The sequence below is a fragment of the Arcticibacter sp. genome (assembly GCF_045629565.1).
Lineage (GTDB): Bacteria > Bacteroidota > Bacteroidia > Sphingobacteriales > Sphingobacteriaceae > Arcticibacter.
In genome coordinates this window covers 23,728-40,334 of sequence record NZ_JAZQRL010000063.1, presented here as the reverse complement: position 1 = coordinate 40,334, position 16,607 = coordinate 23,728, and the positions used below count along the sequence as shown (strand labels likewise).

General features: G+C 42.6%; 18 protein-coding genes. All 18 read right to left on the bottom strand.

All coding sequences use genetic code 11. From position 1 onward, the window contains the following. Nucleotides 1–4: 4 nt before the first annotated feature. Nucleotides 5–1,483, bottom strand: coding sequence for a NuoM family protein (locus tag ACKI5J_RS08175; RefSeq protein WP_407428361.1), 1,479 nt, complete (start codon nucleotides 1,481–1,483; stop codon nucleotides 5–7). A gap of 20 nt (nucleotides 1,484–1,503) precedes the next feature. Continuing rightward, complete coding sequence (nuoL, locus tag ACKI5J_RS08170; protein ID WP_407428359.1) at nucleotides 1,504–3,414, bottom strand: NADH-quinone oxidoreductase subunit L; 1,911 nt, start codon at nucleotides 3,412–3,414, stop codon at nucleotides 1,504–1,506. A gap of 55 nt (nucleotides 3,415–3,469) precedes the next feature. Then, nucleotides 3,470–3,799 (bottom strand): NADH-quinone oxidoreductase subunit NuoK, encoded by a 330-nt coding sequence (gene nuoK / locus ACKI5J_RS08165; protein WP_407428357.1) that lies wholly within the window; start codon nucleotides 3,797–3,799, stop codon nucleotides 3,470–3,472. Further along, on the bottom strand, nucleotides 3,799–4,296 hold the full coding sequence (locus tag ACKI5J_RS08160) for an NADH-quinone oxidoreductase subunit J (RefSeq protein ID WP_407428355.1): 498 nt from the start codon (nucleotides 4,294–4,296) through the stop codon (nucleotides 3,799–3,801). The genes nuoK and ACKI5J_RS08160 overlap by 1 nt, the downstream gene beginning before the upstream one ends. Nucleotides 4,297–4,349: 53 nt before the next feature. Next, nucleotides 4,350–4,847 carry a NuoI/complex I 23 kDa subunit family protein gene (locus ACKI5J_RS08155; protein ID WP_407428353.1) on the bottom strand — a complete coding sequence of 166 codons (498 nt, stop codon included), beginning with the start codon at nucleotides 4,845–4,847 and terminating at the stop codon, nucleotides 4,350–4,352. Between the two features lie 4 nt (nucleotides 4,848–4,851). After that, nucleotides 4,852–5,901 (bottom strand): NADH-quinone oxidoreductase subunit NuoH, encoded by a 1,050-nt coding sequence (gene nuoH, locus ACKI5J_RS08150; RefSeq protein WP_407428351.1) that lies wholly within the window; start codon nucleotides 5,899–5,901, stop codon nucleotides 4,852–4,854. After that, nucleotides 5,901–6,905 (bottom strand): 2Fe-2S iron-sulfur cluster-binding protein, encoded by a 1,005-nt coding sequence (locus tag ACKI5J_RS08145; RefSeq protein ID WP_407428349.1) that lies wholly within the window; start codon nucleotides 6,903–6,905, stop codon nucleotides 5,901–5,903. The genes nuoH and ACKI5J_RS08145 overlap by 1 nt, the downstream gene beginning before the upstream one ends. Before the next feature lie 16 nt (nucleotides 6,906–6,921). Beyond that, nucleotides 6,922–8,289 carry an NADH-quinone oxidoreductase subunit NuoF gene (gene nuoF / locus ACKI5J_RS08140; protein ID WP_407428347.1) on the bottom strand — a complete coding sequence of 456 codons (1,368 nt, stop codon included), beginning with the start codon at nucleotides 8,287–8,289 and terminating at the stop codon, nucleotides 6,922–6,924. 3 nt (nucleotides 8,290–8,292) lie between these two features. Next, nucleotides 8,293–8,829, bottom strand: a complete 537-nt coding sequence (nuoE, locus tag ACKI5J_RS08135; RefSeq protein WP_407428345.1) for an NADH-quinone oxidoreductase subunit NuoE — start codon at nucleotides 8,827–8,829, stop codon at nucleotides 8,293–8,295. Further along, the gene (locus ACKI5J_RS08130) at nucleotides 8,822–10,030 is read right to left on the bottom strand and encodes an NADH-quinone oxidoreductase subunit D (RefSeq protein WP_407428343.1); all 1,209 of its coding nucleotides are present in this window, start codon (nucleotides 10,028–10,030) and stop codon (nucleotides 8,822–8,824) included. The genes nuoE and ACKI5J_RS08130 overlap by 8 nt, the downstream gene beginning before the upstream one ends. Nucleotides 10,031–10,032: 2 nt before the next feature. Continuing rightward, nucleotides 10,033–10,530 carry an NADH-quinone oxidoreductase subunit C gene (locus tag ACKI5J_RS08125; RefSeq protein WP_407428341.1) on the bottom strand — a complete coding sequence of 166 codons (498 nt, stop codon included), beginning with the start codon at nucleotides 10,528–10,530 and terminating at the stop codon, nucleotides 10,033–10,035. After that, nucleotides 10,530–11,072, bottom strand: coding sequence for an NADH-quinone oxidoreductase subunit B (locus ACKI5J_RS08120; RefSeq protein WP_106295149.1), 543 nt, complete (start codon nucleotides 11,070–11,072; stop codon nucleotides 10,530–10,532). The genes ACKI5J_RS08125 and ACKI5J_RS08120 overlap by 1 nt, the downstream gene beginning before the upstream one ends. Nucleotides 11,073–11,182: 110 nt before the next feature. After that, entirely contained in the window at nucleotides 11,183–11,557 is a 375-nt protein-coding gene (locus ACKI5J_RS08115) for an NADH-quinone oxidoreductase subunit A (protein WP_407428339.1), read from the bottom strand. Between the two features lie 133 nt (nucleotides 11,558–11,690). Continuing rightward, complete coding sequence (locus tag ACKI5J_RS08110; protein ID WP_407428337.1) at nucleotides 11,691–13,352, bottom strand: hypothetical protein; 1,662 nt, start codon at nucleotides 13,350–13,352, stop codon at nucleotides 11,691–11,693. Between the two features lie 18 nt (nucleotides 13,353–13,370). Beyond that, nucleotides 13,371–14,270: a PstS family phosphate ABC transporter substrate-binding protein gene (locus ACKI5J_RS08105; RefSeq protein WP_407428335.1), complete on the bottom strand. Its 900-nt coding sequence runs from the start codon at nucleotides 14,268–14,270 to the stop codon at nucleotides 13,371–13,373. A 217-nt stretch (nucleotides 14,271–14,487) separates the two neighbouring features. Further along, a complete protein-coding gene (locus tag ACKI5J_RS08100) occupies nucleotides 14,488–15,321 on the bottom strand; it encodes an energy transducer TonB (RefSeq protein WP_407428333.1) in 834 nt (277 codons plus the stop codon). Nucleotides 15,322–15,360: 39 nt separating this feature from the next. Beyond that, entirely contained in the window at nucleotides 15,361–15,906 is a 546-nt protein-coding gene (locus ACKI5J_RS08095) for an ExbD/TolR family protein (protein WP_407428331.1), read from the bottom strand. Nucleotides 15,907–15,933: 27 nt separating this feature from the next. Then, nucleotides 15,934–16,554 (bottom strand): ExbD/TolR family protein, encoded by a 621-nt coding sequence (locus tag ACKI5J_RS08090; RefSeq protein WP_407428329.1) that lies wholly within the window; start codon nucleotides 16,552–16,554, stop codon nucleotides 15,934–15,936. Between the last annotated feature and the right edge of the window lie 53 nt (nucleotides 16,555–16,607).

The following is a 16,607-nucleotide window of genomic DNA, read 5'->3' as shown; positions in this document are numbered from 1 at the left end:
GTAATTAGAAAGTGGTACTCACTCCGTGTAGTTTACCGTTTACAAGCTCGACCAGTGACTTTACCGTAGCTTCGGATATATCTAAGATAGGATTAGGATAAACACCTATCAATATGACCAGGGCACAAACAACACCCAGGACAAGCTTTTCTGTTCCGTCGATCTCAATAAAGGTGGATGTCTGTGTATTGGTAGCGCCCAGCATAATCCTTTGGTACATTCGGAGCATATAAACAGCGCCGAAAATAATCGTCAGACCAGCAATCGCTGCGGCCCAAATATTATGTTGGTATATTCCCATAAGAAGCAGAAACTCGCCGATAAAGCCGTTTGTTAAAGGCAATGCAACTGTACCCAATAGAATTATTAAAAAGGCAATCGCAAATTGAGGAGCTACCTTAGCAATTCCTCCCATTGCGAAACTATCTCTCGTCTTCATTCTTCTTATTATGATATCGAGTACGAAAAACATACCAAATACATTAATGCCGTGATTGACCATTTGGATCATCGCTCCCTGTAATCCGCTTGTGTTCCACACAAAAATACCGGCAGCAATTAAACCAACGTGAGATATTGAAGAATACGCAACAAGCCTTTTGACATCCTTTTGCGTAAAAGCTATTAGCGCAGCATAAACTACTCCGATAATTGAAAGAATTAGTGCCAATTGTCCCCATTGAGCGAATCCCAGCGGAGCAACGGGAATCAGCCATCTGATTACTCCGTAGATTCCCATCTTCAACATAATTCCTGACAGTAACATAGTCCCGGTAGTTGGGGCCTCTGTATATGTATCCGGTTGCCAGGTGTGGAAAGGGAATACAGGCATTTTTACAGCAAAGGCAATAAAGAAAGCCCAGAATATCCAGCTCTGTTCAGATGAGCTTAAAGCAAGCTGATAGAAAGACTGCACATCGTAGCTGCGATCTGGAGTCTGCAAATACAAATAGAGAATTCCTATGAGCATAATCAAACTACCTGCAAAAGTGTATATGAAAAATTTCATATTCACTTTAATACGGTTTTCACCGCCCCATAAGGCGCAGATAAAATAGATTGGAATCAACGCAGCTTCCCATCCTATGTAAAAAAGGAATGCGTCGAGTGCTGTGAACACCAACAGCAATGCACTCTGCATCAATAAAACCAACCCGTAAAACGCACCTGGACGCTCGTAAGAATGCTTAAAACTCGACAGAATAATAAGCGGCATCAACACATTGGTAAGAAGAACCAATATCATACTGATACCGTCTATACCCGCCTTGAACCTAACGCCAAAGTAGCTCAACCAGAGTTGATCAATAACAAACTGTGGGATAGAACTTTTGTTGTCAAAACCCGATAAAAGATAAGCTGTCAGCACTAATGATAATAGTGACCAAATGAAAGCTACAGTCTTTACCTGCTGCGATCCACCGAATAAAAATGAGATCAAAGCACCAGCTAAAGGCAAAAATATGAGCAGTAAAATTTCCATTTATTTCTTATCCTTCTCTGTTATATATTATAAAATCCGTAAACCAGCAACGCCACTATTCCGGCCAGCATCATAAATATGTAGAAGCCTACATTACCCGACTGCAAAAGACGCAAAACCTTACTCCCTTCTGATGTAGCCTTACCCAGGCCATTGACAAAGCCATCAATTGCAGCCTTATCTACCACCTTGAAGAAGAAATACGATAGCATATTTAGAGGCTTGGTTACAATCGCGTCATAAAGCTCATCAATATAGAACTTATTGTAGGATAGCTTCGCGAAAAGCCCCCGTGACGATTCATCCGGTGCAGGGATATGGCTGGAATTAACATATCTCGAATAAGCATAGACAGCAGAAATCAAAGCTGCCATTACGGAAATGCCCATCAATAAATACTCCGTGCTGTGATCAATATGAATTACAGATGCGGTAGACAATCCCTGATGCTCGAACACAGGTGCCATGAAACCCGCCAGCCAATGCCCCCCTCCTAATACCTCTGGAACATTCAATAACCCGCCAAAAACCGACAAAATAGCCAGAATAACTAGCGGAATGGTCATTGATTTAGGTGACTCATGCAGGTGATGGGACTGTTCCTGAGTTCCTCTGAATTCCCCAAAAAATGTAAGGAACAGCATTCGGAACATATAAAAAGATGTCATTAACGCCCCGATTACTCCCAAAACCCATAACAATTGATTTTCCTGATAGGCATGGGCGAGAATTTCGTCTTTCGAGAAAAAACCAGAGAATGGAGGCAATCCCGAAATAGCTAGGGTCCCCGCCAGCATTGTCATGAAAGTTACAGGTAATTTTTTCCGTAACCCGCCCATCTTACGCATGTCCTGCTCGTTGCTCATCGCATGAATAACAGAACCTGCACAAAGGAAAAGCAAGGCCTTAAAAAAGGCATGAGTAATTACGTGAAAGAAAGAACCCGTGTAAGCCCCAACCCCTAACCCAAGGAACATATAACCCAATTGTGATACCGTAGAGTACGCAAGTACTTTCTTGATATCAGTCTGACTTACCGCAATCGCTGCTGCCAGGATCACTGTAATAATGCCTATGATTGATATGATATCCATCGTTAGCGGAGACAATGAGAAAAGTACATTCGAACGAGTAATCATATATATACCCGCGGTTACCATCGTAGCAGCGTGGATAAGAGCAGAAACCGGTGTCGGTCCGGCCATCGCGTCAGGCAGCCAAGTAAACAGGGGAACCTGTGCCGACTTACCTATAGCCCCTACGAATAATAATAATGTTATCAGCAGGAGTGTGGAGTTTCCTGATTCCAGCTTCGCAGCGTCCATGAATACATCGCCAAACTCGACACTTCCGAAAGTAGTAAAGATCACAAAAATCGCTATCAGAAATCCCAGATCACCTATACGGTTCATAACAAAGGCTTTTTTAGCAGCACTTGCATATGATGGATTGGTGAACCAGAAGCCGATTAGCAAGTATGAGCATAAGCCAACTCCTTCCCAACCTATGAACATCACAACATAGTTGGATCCAAGGACAAGAAGCAACATGAAGAAGATGAAAAGATTCAAATAAGAAAAAAACTTGCCAAATCCCTTATCATGACTCATATAACCAATTGAATACACATGAATAAGAAACCCAATTCCGGTAACGATCAACAACATGATAGAACTAAGTGGATCAATCTGGAAGGCGAAAGGTATCTTAATGGAGCCGGTGCTTATCCAGTCGAAAAGAGGTATGTAAAACGCCTTAATTTCCGAAGCCGATAATTCGGAAAAGATTCCAACACTAACTATGAAAGAAAGCAGTACAGATATACTACCTAAAGATCCAATAACAGCTTTTGGCAAAACATTCCTGCCCAAACCATTGATCAAAAAGCCAATCAATGGAAACAATGGAACTAACCAAACTAAATTTATCATGAATGTTGTTCGTATTATGTATATAACTAAAGTAGGTATTTCAAAGAGGAGAAAATCACCACTTCAACCTGTTGAGTATGTTAATATCTGTCGAATTCGTATTTCTATAAATCATTGTCAGGATAGCCAGACCAATGGCAACCTCGGCGGCGGCCAGAGCCATAATAAAGAATACGAAAACCTGTCCCGAAGCGTCTCCTCTGTATACAGAGAAAGCAGCTAACAGGAGATTAACTGCATTTAACATCAGCTCTACCGACATTAGAATAATGATCGCGTTTCTACGGATCAGAACTCCAATCGTTCCAATCGTGAAAATAATCGAGCTTAGAAGAATATAGTGATTTAGCGGTACACCCTGAATTGATTGAGTAATTGCTTCCATTATGCGTTATTTGGATCCTTTTTAGCTAATAAAACTGCCCCAACCATTGCTGCAAGCAGCAGAATTGACGACACCTCGAACGGTAACAAAAAATCTTTGAATAATACCTTGCCTAAATTCTTCACCAGGCCGATGTCTGGGTTCTTCAATAGTACCGGATCTGACACATGCACAAGCTTCAACGATCCTGCTAACGTCAGAAGTAAACAAAGGCCTGCGATAACTCCGGCAACCTTCAACAGGTTCGATTTCATTGGCTCAGACTCCTTGTTGAGATTTAGAAGCATGAGGACATATAAGAAAAGCACCAATATGGCGCCCATATATACAATGAAGTTTACGATCGCCAAAAACTGTGCGTTCAGCAAAATGTAATGTATAGAGAACGTAAAAAACGTCACAATCAGATATAACACGCTATAGACGGGATTTTTCGTAAAAATCACCAGAAGCGAAAAGAAAATGGATAAAAAAGCAACTAAATAGAAAAGATTCATTAATTCCTCTGTTTGACTTTGACAGCCTTAAACCTGTTCAAAGGTATGATATTTTACGATTTCAATGGGTCCTCAACGAGCTTATCTTTTCCGAAGATGAAGTCCTTTCTCAGATAATCAGCTTCCAAAAACGGACCATCCAGGTATATTGCTTCCTTTGGACATGCCTCTTCACAAAGCCCGCAAAAGATGCAGCGAAGCATATTTATTTCATAAACGGCAGCATACTTCTCCTCACGGTAAAGTCCTTCTTCACCTTTTTTACGTTCCGCAGCGGTCATGGTAATGGCCTCAGCCGGACAAGCAAGTGCACACAATCCGCAGGCTGTACATCTTTCCCGCCCTTGCTCATCTCTCTTAAGCGAGTGCAGTCCGCGCCAGTTCTCGGAAATAGGCCTTTCCTGTTCAGGATAAAAGATCGTTTCGCGCTTTTTAAATATATGTTTAAAGGTAATAGCCAAACCTTTGGCAATAGAGGGAAGATAAATTTTCTCCCCAAATGTCATTGGCTTTTGCTCCAGTACTTTTTTTCTGTTACTTAAGGATTCCATAATTCTACATTAAATCTTTAACTGTAATCCAGATCCCTGTCAACACAATATTTGCAATTGAAAGAGGGATCAACACTTTCCACCCTAGATTCATCAGCTGATCATATCTGAAACGTGGAATTGTCCAGCGAATCCACATGAAAAAGAAAATGAAAAAGAAAATCTTCGCAAATAAAAACACAACCCCAAGTAAAGTGACCACATTATCAGAAAGCCCTAGGTCATTCATGAATGGGAAGTTATACCCACCGAAATATAAAGTAGACATTACTGCAGACGCCACAAACATATTGATATATTCCGAAAAGAGGAACGCTCCAAGCTTGAATCCAGAATACTCAGTATGATATCCTGCCACCAGCTCGTTCTCACTTTCGGGTAAGTCAAAAGGTGTCCGGTTACACTCAGCAAACGAACAGACAAGGAAAATCAGAAAGCCCAACGGCTGACAAAACACATTCCATGAAAACCATCCATTTTGCCAAAAACCAGTTTGCTGCTCGGCAATGCCTCGTAGAGACAAGGTTTGAGTTACCATCAACAGCGCGATAAGCGAAAGGCCCATCGCAATCTCATAACTGATATTCTGTGAAGCAGCACGAATCGCACCCATCAAGGAATATTTATTATTCGAGGCCCATCCGCCAATCATGATGCCATACACCCCCAAAGAAACAATTCCAAAAATATAAAGAATACCTACGTTGATATCAGCAACCTGTAGCTGAATGACTCGGTCGCCGATCACTAGGTCCTGTCCCCACGGTATAACCGCACTACCTATGCTGGCAGTTAACAAAGCAAGACAAGGGCCCGCAATAAACAACCAGGGATTTGATTGTGCCGGAATTATCTCCTCTTTGAAGAACATCTTCCCACCATCAGCAAGCGGCTGAAAGATACCTGAAGGTCCGGCGCGGTGTGGACCGACTCGGCCCTGAATAAACCCCGCAATCTTTCGCTCGGCCAAGGTAGAATAAGCAGCAATTCCCAAGGTGATAAGGAATATAACCGTAACTAAGACTACTTTCTCTATAACAAATGCTAGTTCCATTAATATCTTATTACTCTTTCAAATTGCTCTTTATTAGCCTCTTTAAGAGCAGGATTTTTTCTAATGACCGGAGGGGGAGCCAGTTGTTCGTAATGGTTTGCTGAGATAACTGAGTGTTTTGATATCTTTCTCGGCCCCTCAATAATCCAATCGCTGGTTTTCTTTTTCTCAAAACGGCAGTCGTTGCAGATGAAAGACTCAACTTCGCCATATTCATCTTTGCGAGCTGTTACCCGTATAACATCTTCCCCCTTATACCATAAAGTAACTTTCCCTGAGCACTTGTCGCAGGCGCAATGAGCATCCACAGGCTTCGTAAACCAAACGCGGTTCTTAAAGCGAAACGTCCTGTCTGTGAGTGCTCCAACCGGACAAACATCAATCACGTTACCTGAGAAATCATTCTCAATAGCCTTCTCAATATAAGTCGAAATCTCTGCCGCATCACCTCTGCCCAGAACACCGTGTTCGCGTTTGTCAGTGATCTGATCAGCAACATACACGCAACGGTAACATAAAATGCATCTGGTCATATGCAGCTGAATTTTATCTCCTATATCCCTTCTTTCAAAGGTTCTGCGATCAAACTCATAGCGTGTCGCAGCAGTGCCATGCTCATAGCCTAAATCTTGCAAATGACATTCGCCAGCCTGATCACATACCGGACAGTCAAGCGGGTGGTTGATAAGAAGGAGCTCTACTACACCCTTTCTTGCTTCCTTCACCTCTGGTGATGTGATATTTTGAACCTCCATCCCATCCATTACCGTAGTACGGCAGGATGCCACAAGCTTCGGCATCGGGCGCGGGTCTTTTTCAGAACCTTTGCTTACTTTCACCAGACAGGTGCGGCATTTTCCTCCGCTACCTTCCAACTTAGAATAATAACACATTGCCGGAGGCACAATCTCTCCGCCAATAAGTCTTGCTGCATTCAGGATAGTTGTTCCCTGCTCTACCTCAACACTTATTCCATCTATCGTAACTTTAACTTTTTCAGACATGTTAAAGGACCATTAATTAATTAGCAGCAACTGTTTCAGCCTTTGGCAAGGGATCTGCATACTGTGCCAGGCCGTAATTTCTTTCTATTGCTTCAGCAGGATGAGATACATGCCATTCAAATTCATCTCTGAAATGGCGGATGGCACTGGCAACTGGCCATGCAGCCGCATCTCCAAGTGGACAAATCGTATTTCCTTCTATCTTTTTCGCTACATCCACGAGAAGATCAAGGTCACTCATCTTGCCATGACCATATTCTAACCGGTGAAGGATTTTCTCCATCCAGCCCGTTCCTTCCCTGCAGGGCGAGCACTGCCCGCAACTTTCATGATGATAAAATCTCGAGAAGTTCCAGGTATTTCTCACAATACACTGATCTTCATCAAAAGCAATAAAGCCTCCCGATCCCATCATGCTGCCTGTAGCGAAGCCCCCTTCGGCAAGAGACTCATAAGACATCAACCTGCTTTCGCCTGTTGCTGTCTTTAATATCAAATTAGCCGGAAGTATAGGTACAGAAGAACCTCCTGCAACCACCGCCTTAAGGCGTTTGCCATTCGCTATACCACCGCAATATTCATCGGAATATATAAACTCCTCTACCGGAACACCCAGTTCTATTTCATAAACACCAGGCTTATTCAGATTTCCCGATGCAGAGATAAGCTTCGTTCCTGTACTGCGCCCGATACCTACCTTCGCATACTCATCAGCGCCATCGTTAATAATAGGTACAACCGCAGCAATAGACTCCACGTTGTTAACTACTGTTGGACAGTTATAAAGACCTGATATGGCAGGAAAGGGAGGTTTAATCCTGGGATTTCCCCTTTTCCCTTCTAATGACTCAATAAGAGCAGTTTCCTCTCCGCAAATATATGCACCTCCTCCGGGCTGAACATATAATTCGAGATCATAGCCTGATCCTAGAATGTTTTTTCCCAGAAAACCTGCATTCTTTGCTTCAGCGATGGCTCTCTCCAAGATCCTGATTTGAGGCATCATCTCGCCCCGAACATATATATAAGACGTTTTTGCACCCAATGCATAACTGGATACAATCATCCCCTCAATAAGCAAATGAGGGATGTACGTCATCAGAAAACGATCCTTAAACGTACCCGGTTCTGACTCATCTCCATTACACACAAGATACCTCGGCTTCCCTTCAGGTTTGGCCAAAAAGCTCCACTTCATTCCAGTTGGAAAACCAGCACCGCCACGTCCCCTAAGTCCCGACTTCTTCACCTCTTCAACCACATCGTCTGTTGACATCGTTTTTAATGCCTTCTCGACTGCACGATATCCACCATGTTGACGATACACTTCAAAAGTGTCGATTCCAGGAACGTTTATATTTTCAAGTAATAATTTCCGCCCCATATATTAAATAATTTGAGCTTTTTCAGCTGTTGTAAGACGTAAACGATCTATCAGGTCATCCACCTTGTCGGCCGTTAAATTCTCATGGAAAGTATAATCCGGGCCGATCTGGAGTACAGGACCCATTCCGCAAGCCGCCAGACACTCTACGCCCCGCCAGCTAAACAATCCATCCGGTGTCACCTCCCCCTCCTTCACATTCAGTTTTTCTTCAATATGCGTCATGATCTTTTCGGCTCCCACTAGACAGCAAGGCCCCGTCCGGCATACCTCAAGAACATACTTACCCTGAGGTTTAAGAAAAAACATAGTATAAAAAGAAGCTACTTCATAAACCTCTATGGGCTTTAAATTCAGAAACTCTGCTACTTTATCCATTAAAGGAGTGCTCACCCAACCGTACTCCGCCTGAACGAGGTGCAGTACGGGAAGCAACGCAGATTTCTGTCTGTCTTCCGGATATCTTAATAAAATCTCGTTGAACTTAGTAATAAGCTCAGGAGCAAAAATAATTTCGTCTGATTTAGAAATCTTAAGCATCTAATTCTCCTGCAATTACATTTAAACTACTTAAATTAATTATCGCATCCGAAAGAAGCATTCCACTACTCATATGAGCATACATCTGGTAGTTTATAAAACTAGGCCTCCTGAAATGCAATCTGTAAGGACTGCGCCCTCCATCATTCACAAGATAAAAACCAAGCTCTCCGTTTCCTCCCTCAACACAGTGGTAAACCTCTGTTTTCGGACTGTCAACTTCACCCATTACAATCTTAAAATGATAAATCAGGGCTTCCATATTATTATAAACCTCTTCCTTTGGCGGAAGATAGATATCCGGAACATCAGCATGAAAAACCCCCTTAGGTTCCTTCTCAATCTTGTCCAGCGCCTGTTCTATAATGCGGATACTTTGATACATTTCCTCGTTACGAACCATATAACGATCGTAAACGTCACCCTGGGTACCCACAGGAATATCAAAGTCAAAGTCTTCATATGAGGAATATGGCTCGTTTGCCCTGACATCGTAATCCACTCCACAAGCACGTAATATTGGTCCCGTCCAGCTATAATCAAGAGCAGTTTGTGCATCCACTGCAGCAACGCCTATGGTTCTGTCCATAAAAATCCGGCTGCGTGTAAACAGATCTTCAAACTCTTTAAGCACCGGAACATATTCCTTGACGAACTTTTTGATTTTAGCAAAGGCAATATCATTAAAGTCTCTTTCAAACCCTCCTATTCGCCCGATATTAGTAGTGAGACGCGCTCCGCAGATCTCCTCATAAATCTCATAAATATGCTCCCTTTTCTCCATTAGGTATAGGAAGCCTGAATAAGCGCCTGTATCTACACCAAGAATTCCATTACATACCAGGTGATCTGAAATCCTGGCCAACTCCATGATGATAACGCGCATGTAGTCCACACGTTTAGGAGTCTGAATACCAAGCATTTTTTCTACCGTCATATGCCACCCCATGTTGTTGATTGGCGATGAACAGTAGTTCATACGGTCAGTTAACGGGGTAATCTGATAGAATGGCCTGTGTTCAGCGATCTTTTCAAATGCCCTGTGTATATATCCAATAGTAGATACGCCACTGACAATACGCTCACCGTCCATCTCCAGAACATTTTGAAACACACCATGCGTCGAAGGATGGGTTGGGCCAAGATTAAGTGTAGTTGTCTCTCTGCGATCTAAATTTTGTATGATAGCCGGTTCGTTCATAATTATCTTCCGAAGAAAAAGTCCTTTTTATCAACACGGTTAGGATCTTCAAGCGGAAACTCCTTCCGCATTGGAAACGCTACCATGTCATCCATGTTGAGAATACGTCTAAGATCTGGATGCCCTTCGAATTGAACACCATAGAAGTCGTATGTCTCTCTTTCCATCCAATCTGCACCTCTCCATAGATTGAAGGCCGTAGGTATCGATGGGTTTTGTTCCTCAAGAAATACCTTGATTCTGATACGAACATTCTGACGAAAACTATGGAGGTGGTAGATCACGCCGATAGGAAATTCCTGTTCAGGATAATGTATACCCGTAATATCAGTCAGAAAATTAAAATCAAGATCGTTTTTAAGGAATGTCAGCACTTCAATAATATCTTCTTTCGAAGTTTCGAAGGTCAACAAATCCAAGGGCTCGCTAAAAGTAGATACGCGATCAGCAAACTTTGAAGATATCTTCTGAATTAATTCCTGATTACTAATCTTTCCCATTACTGAATCCCGTATTTATTTAACAGTTCCTTATACTCGTCAGAATTTCTCCTGCGCATTGGCTCATTGCGAACCAGATCCTGAAGACGAAGCACACCACTCAGGATAGCTTCAGGCCTTGGAGGACAACCTGGAACGTAGACGTCCACCGGAATCACTTCATCTATCCCCTGAAGCACTGAGTAGCTGTCGAAGATACCACCGCTGGTTGCGCAAGCACCAACAGCGATCACCCAACGCGGCTCAGCCATTTGTATATATACCTGCCTGAGAACAGGCGCCATTTTCTTTGCAATCGTTCCCATAACAAGCAACATATCAGCCTGACGGGGTGAAAACGAAGGCCTTTCTGACCCAAATCTCGCCAGGTCATAATGTGCCCCCATGGTAGCCATAAACTCAATTCCGCAGCATGATGTAGCAAACGGAAGCGGCCACAGCGAGTTAGCACGGGCTAAGCCGACTACTTTATCAAAAGATGTTGCAAAAAAGCCAGACCCTTCAATGCCCGGAGGCGCTTCAGCTAATTTTATATCACTCATCTCGTCTCTTTTTTGAAATAAAAAAGCTCATTTCAATGCATATGAAATGAGCTTCAAAGTTACAAATTAAGTATTGCTATGTTATAACACCTAAGTTATTTAGAACCATTCTACTTATCCCATTCCAACGCTTTCTTCTTTATCACGTAGATAAAACCTAGAAGAAGCGTACCCATAAATATAAACATCTCGATCAATCCTTGAACGCCGAACTCGCGGAAATTCACTGCCCACGGATACATAAAGATTACCTCGATATCAAAAAGCACGAAAAGTATCGCTACCATGAAATACTTAATGGAGAACGGAGCTCTCGCGTTTCCGATTACTTCGATACCCGATTCAAAAGGAGTCAGTTTGTCGGCGGTCTTTCTCTTCGGACCAATTAAGTGCGTAATAGACATCGTCAACACAACGAAGCCAAGAGCTACCAACATCTGAAATAAAATAGGAATATAATCTACTGGGGCGCTTTGAACATCCATGATATAGAATTTGAGGCAAACTTAGAAAAAAACACTTACATGCACAGCATAAAAAGGCATAAACCTCTATCCGGCAAAACAGAGCAAACAAAGAAGGCCTGATAACAGGCCTTCTTTTTCAATTTACATTCGACTATTTAAGCGTCTTTAAAACGCTCAATGCATATTCATTTGCTGGATCAAGTGCAATCGCTTTGTTAAATAAGTCTTTTGCTTTTGTTTGATCTGTTCTGATATAGTAAGCTCCCAGGTTGTTGTAAGCCTCAACCAGGTTCTTCTTATTTCTTGCATCTGCAAGTCCGTCGGGTTTAGCTGCAATCACTTCAATATACTTTTCGAAATGAGGAACCATCAGTCCTTTAGGATTCGCATCATCGTCTAACAATCTGTTCGTTCTCGCACGGTACAAATAAGCGTCAGCAGTGCTCGGAGACTTCTGAGATACCAGGCTGAACGCAGAGTCAGCTTTCACAAGGTCTTCACGGCTGGCTTTTTGGACTTCGGGGGCTTTGGTAGCATAATCAAAATAATTAGCCATACCCAAATAGAAGTAATCAAATAAATAAGTCTTTGACGCTGCATTCTTAACAGCTAACTCATATAGATCAGCCGATAATCCATACTTTCTTTCAGAAAACTGCGCTTTAGCCAGTTCACTGATAGGTTCAGCATAGGCTGAGTCAATCTCAACAGCCTTCGCCAGGCTTACCACGCCTGTAGAATCGCCAGCTTTCAATTGCGCCTGACCCAGGTATAAATAATCCTGAGCAATCACACGCTTAGGATCAACTTTGCTCATAAAATCTTTTAACGCCTGCACGCTGCCTGCAAAGTTTCCATTCTCATAAAGAGAGTAGCCTAAGTAACGGTAAATACGTGGATTCGCTTTATCTTGTTTAGCCATCTCCTGTGCTTCTGCTTCAAGAGCTTTATACTCTCCCGCCAAAACCAAAAAATCTGCATAACGCATTCTCGATTCCAATGAACGGTCGGTTAAATCAAGATATTTGGTGTAGTATCCTAGCGCTTCTTTAATACGTGCATCATACTGCTGAGGCTCTGCCTTTGCCCACAAATAATAGGTTTCAGCCAACTCCCTGTATGCAGGTGCATAATTAGCGTTAACGGCTAATACGCTCTTAAATTTATCAGCAGACTCTTGAAACGCCTTCGACTGCTTAATCAGAATTCCCTGCTCAATTTCCGCCCTTAACAACGTTTTATCCATGTCAAATGCAGTACGGTAAGCTCCGAAAGCTTCACTATTTTTCTTTGAGCCACGGTAAGCATCACCTAAAGCTAAAAACACTTCTGCGTCCTTCTCATTGATCTCTTTGGCCTTTTCAAGACTCGCAATTGCGGCGGTGTAATCTGCCGGATCGGCATTGGTATACGCCTTTCCGATATAAAGGTATGGGCTGTTATCTTTACGCTTTGCTAGAGATATCGCTTTGTCGAAGTTGGCTTTTGCGCCCGCAGCGTTTTTAGCTTCAAGATCAACGGCACCCAAGCCTACATAATTTAATGGGTATGAAGCCTCAGCGGCCACACCTTTTGTGTAAGTGGCCTTTGCCGAATCAACATAATCATCCCTTAAATATATATTTCCCAAATAAAAATAGTTCTCTCCTTTGCCGGCGTCAGATGAGATTAATTTCTTAAGAATAGTTTTAGCCTCTTGAAACTTCTCAGCGTCGATCGCCTTTTTCGCATCTCCCAGACTTTGTGCAAAAGCCGTTGTCCCCACAACTCCTACTAACAGGCTTGCTTGAATTGCTCTTCTTAGTACATTCATAGTTTATATGTCTTCTGTTTATTTTCTAATTATTATTTCTCTTGGTGGCATACTGTCAGGTAACAACCCTGATTTCAATACTACCCGTTGTCCTACGTCTCCCGCCAGGAACGCGGCGAACCCCAGACCTAAGCCACCGCCACCCTGACAATTGATAATGTACAGGTTACGACTTAACGGGTAATTTTCTAAGGCCAGATTATCCTGACTAGGCCTATAAAACTTATCAGAACCAGATTTTCCCGGCAGACCCTTCACCCCCATTACCTTCAATTCTGCAACTAACGGTTCCAGTTCCACTGTAGGTTGCTTAATCCAGTTAAAACCTATAACACCAATTGACCCTAAATTATTGTGTACATACTTAATTACTTCTGCATTCGAGTTCAAAGCGTAAATACCTTTTGTCGGCAGCGAACTTATGTCAGCCAGTTCCATCAGATATCTGACAATACTGGAGTTTGGATTATCGAAAACCAGCTGTCGCTTGGAAGGCATCCCCTTCAGGATGTCGATAATCTCCTGAACAGTGATAACTGTGTCTGCTGAGTTCTTATTAGACACTAGTGTCACAGCATCAACTGCAAACCGGTTCACACGTACTTTCAGATCCCTTTTCTCAATCACGCTGGCCTCTTGCGGTGTCAGCGTTCTGGATGTAATCGCAATCTTGGTACTATCCTTCAAAAGATCGTTAATTACCGCCTTTTCATGTTTATACTGGGCCTCAATATCAGCATTTTTATAAATATTTTCAAAAACAATCAACTGATCTTCAACAATTGGCATGAGGCTCTCGTCCGCAACTAATCGGGTACTCCCCGTAGTCTCCGTTTGTTTGCTGTTCTCACAAGAACTAAAAAAAACAAGACACAGTAGAATTACAGTGAACGATTGTCTCATATTAATCTTCCTCACGTCTTGTTTGAATTAATCTGACCATTCTCAAGAACGAGTATATAATCAAAAAAGAACCGAAAACGATTCGATAAGTTCTGCTCAGGTTCAGTGGTATGTCTTCCCAAAACAGAATTGTTAGTCCCAACACAAAGTAGAACACAAACATCACTGACCCTAAAATAAACAAAAATCGCTTTTGGGGCGATTTTTGCTGATTTTCTCTTTTAAACATTTTCTATTGTCCCTCCAGGTTCAACATGATCGGTAAAGTGTACTGAACACGAACAGGTCTACCATTCTGGATGCCTGGCTTCCATTTCGGCGCCTTTTTCAGCAACCTGATAGCCTCATCTCCGGTACCCATTCCAAGATCCCTCAACACTTTAATATCTGTTAAACTTCCGTCTTTCTCTACTACGAAACTCATGATCAAACGACCTGATACTCCTTGCTCTCTTGCTGCTGCTGGATAGGTATAATTTTTACCAACATAAGCATAAAACTTAGGCATACCTCCCGGGAAATCCGGCATCTGCTCGATACTAGAGAAGTCATATACCGCGTTGTCTTCCACAACTGCCGCCTTAGTCGGAGGCGCCTCGCCTACAGGCTCATCAATTCGGATGTCCGCATTGGGGTCACCAGCGATAGTTTTCTGACCAGGATCGGCAACTTTCAGTTCTTCCACAGTTGGCGGTTCTTCATCCCTCACCTTTTCAGCAGGAACCACGACCGGAGGCGGAAAACGCACCTGGTCAACCCTCGGCTTAGGAGGTTCCGCAGCTGGTGGCGGTGGTGGAGCTGCTTCATCCACCGGAGGAGGAGGAGTTAAAACCACCTCAGTTTGAATAATATTATTGTCGCTGTCATCGTCCGGAGACATACCTTTGATATACTTGGCAATCAGAGGCGAGCTCATAGCCAGTATAAAAACAATACTTCCAAACAGCAAAGCTCTGTTCGTGGTCTTAGCGTTGTTCTTCCGTAACTGGTAAGCACCATAAGCCTGGTTCCTCCCAGTGAAGACAACGTCAATCCACTCGCGGTTAAAAATATCTAATTTTGCCATTTTTATCTTATTTCATCAATGGAGTTTTCCATCAGTCTTTTAGTAAACACCATCGCGTTTAAGCAATTCTATCTCCGGTGTGTTGATGTCAACAATCGCATACTGCTTGATGTTCGTGATCTTCATCTCATCCAGGATATCTACAAGGTTTTTGTAGTTAGACTTGTCGCTGGGCTTGATGATGACAATCATATCTTTGCCCGTTGATGCCTTAATATCTTTAGATTTCTCAATGATCGCCTTACGAATCCCGTTCTTGCCAAAATCTTCTACAGTAGGAGCAGATATCGGATTGTCAGCAAGTCCAACAAACCACTCGATTTTGTTCTTACTGCCAAGCAAGACGGTCATGGTACGCGTATCCGCAACATCTAATTGCTCATCTTTGTTCTTATCGTCTTTGTCTGGCATCGCCAGGTCCATCGCCTGGGGTTTTGCAAGCGTAGTCGTTAGCATGAAGAAAGTGATCAGTAAGAACATTAAATCCACCATTGGGGTCATATCGACCCTCGTAGACTGCTTCTTACTTCTTACCTTGCCACCCTTTTTACCGCCGCCGCCGCCGTCACTATTTAATTCTGCCATTTTATTATTCTACGTTTTCTGTAACAGTTAGTCAGCACCTTCCATAGAAGTTACCAGACTGAACTTATTAACTTTTTGTTTTTGTAAAATATCAATTATCTTCTTAATTGTCGGATACTCTTCGTTAGCGTCTCCTTTAATCGAGATACGAAGAGATTCGTCATTAATTTCCTTCGTGGCGATACGTGCCTGATAAATCCACTCGTGAAGCTGTGAAGCTGCACCTCCCACAGAATCTACCGGTATACCTGGCTGCAAACCTTCTTTATTTCTGTCTGCACCTTTCATATCGATAACCTGCTTCAATTGATTTATCGGAACTCCGAAATTATCCATCAAAGAAAAACGCTTTATGTCCTCCGCACTAAACGGAACTTTATAACGCTCTGACATTTTCTGTAACACCCTTTCGCGAATAGGCTGACCCTGAACTCCGAAGAAAACTTTGCCATGACCTACCGTAATAGTGGCAATATTCGATTCCGGAAGCTTGATCTTAACCGTCGAAGTAGGCGTATCTACAGTCAACGCTTCTGGTTGACGGGCAGTTGCTGTTAAAATAAAGAATGTTAACAACAAGGAAGCCACATCACACATTGCCGTCATGTCAATAGCGGTACTCTTTCTAGGTACTTTTACTCTAGGCATTGTAATATTTTAATTTGATTCCTTTATCTGTATATCTCATTGATGAAATAATT

Bases quoted from the DNA above. Each gene is read 5' to 3' on its own strand.
- nuoK (WP_407428357.1), bottom strand. From the start codon at position 3,799: ATGGAAGCAATTACTCAATCAATTCAGGGTGTACCGCTAAATCACTAT.
- ACKI5J_RS08115 (WP_407428339.1), bottom strand. From the start codon at position 11,557: ATGGATGTTCAAAGCGCCCCAGTAGATTATATTCCTATTTTATTTCAG.
- nuoH (WP_407428351.1), bottom strand. From the start codon at position 5,901: ATGGAACTAGCATTTGTTATAGAGAAAGTAGTCTTAGTTACGGTTATA.
- ACKI5J_RS08125 (WP_407428341.1), bottom strand. From the start codon at position 10,530: ATGGGAAAGATTAGTAATCAGGAATTAATTCAGAAGATATCTTCAAAG.
- ACKI5J_RS08160 (WP_407428355.1), bottom strand. From the start codon at position 4,296: ATGAATCTTTTCTATTTAGTTGCTTTTTTATCCATTTTCTTTTCGCTT.
- ACKI5J_RS08110 (WP_407428337.1), bottom strand. From the start codon at position 13,352: ATGAATGTACTAAGAAGAGCAATTCAAGCAAGCCTGTTAGTAGGAGTT.
- ACKI5J_RS08130 (WP_407428343.1), bottom strand. From the start codon at position 10,030: ATGAACGAACCGGCTATCATACAAAATTTAGATCGCAGAGAGACAACT.
- nuoE (WP_407428345.1), bottom strand. From the start codon at position 8,829: ATGCTTAAGATTTCTAAATCAGACGAAATTATTTTTGCTCCTGAGCTT.
- nuoL (WP_407428359.1), bottom strand. From the start codon at position 3,414: ATGATAAATTTAGTTTGGTTAGTTCCATTGTTTCCATTGATTGGCTTT.
- ACKI5J_RS08090 (WP_407428329.1), bottom strand. From the start codon at position 16,554: ATGCCTAGAGTAAAAGTACCTAGAAAGAGTACCGCTATTGACATGACG.
- ACKI5J_RS08145 (WP_407428349.1), bottom strand. From the start codon at position 6,905: ATGTCTGAAAAAGTTAAAGTTACGATAGATGGAATAAGTGTTGAGGTA.
- ACKI5J_RS08155 (WP_407428353.1), bottom strand. From the start codon at position 4,847: ATGGAATCCTTAAGTAACAGAAAAAAAGTACTGGAGCAAAAGCCAATG.
- ACKI5J_RS08120 (WP_106295149.1), bottom strand. From the start codon at position 11,072: ATGAGTGATATAAAATTAGCTGAAGCGCCTCCGGGCATTGAAGGGTCT.
- nuoF (WP_407428347.1), bottom strand. From the start codon at position 8,289: ATGGGGCGGAAATTATTACTTGAAAATATAAACGTTCCTGGAATCGAC.
- ACKI5J_RS08100 (WP_407428333.1), bottom strand. From the start codon at position 15,321: ATGGCAAAATTAGATATTTTTAACCGCGAGTGGATTGACGTTGTCTTC.
- ACKI5J_RS08175 (WP_407428361.1), bottom strand. From the start codon at position 1,483: ATGGAAATTTTACTGCTCATATTTTTGCCTTTAGCTGGTGCTTTGATC.
- ACKI5J_RS08095 (WP_407428331.1), bottom strand. From the start codon at position 15,906: ATGGCAGAATTAAATAGTGACGGCGGCGGCGGCGGTAAAAAGGGTGGC.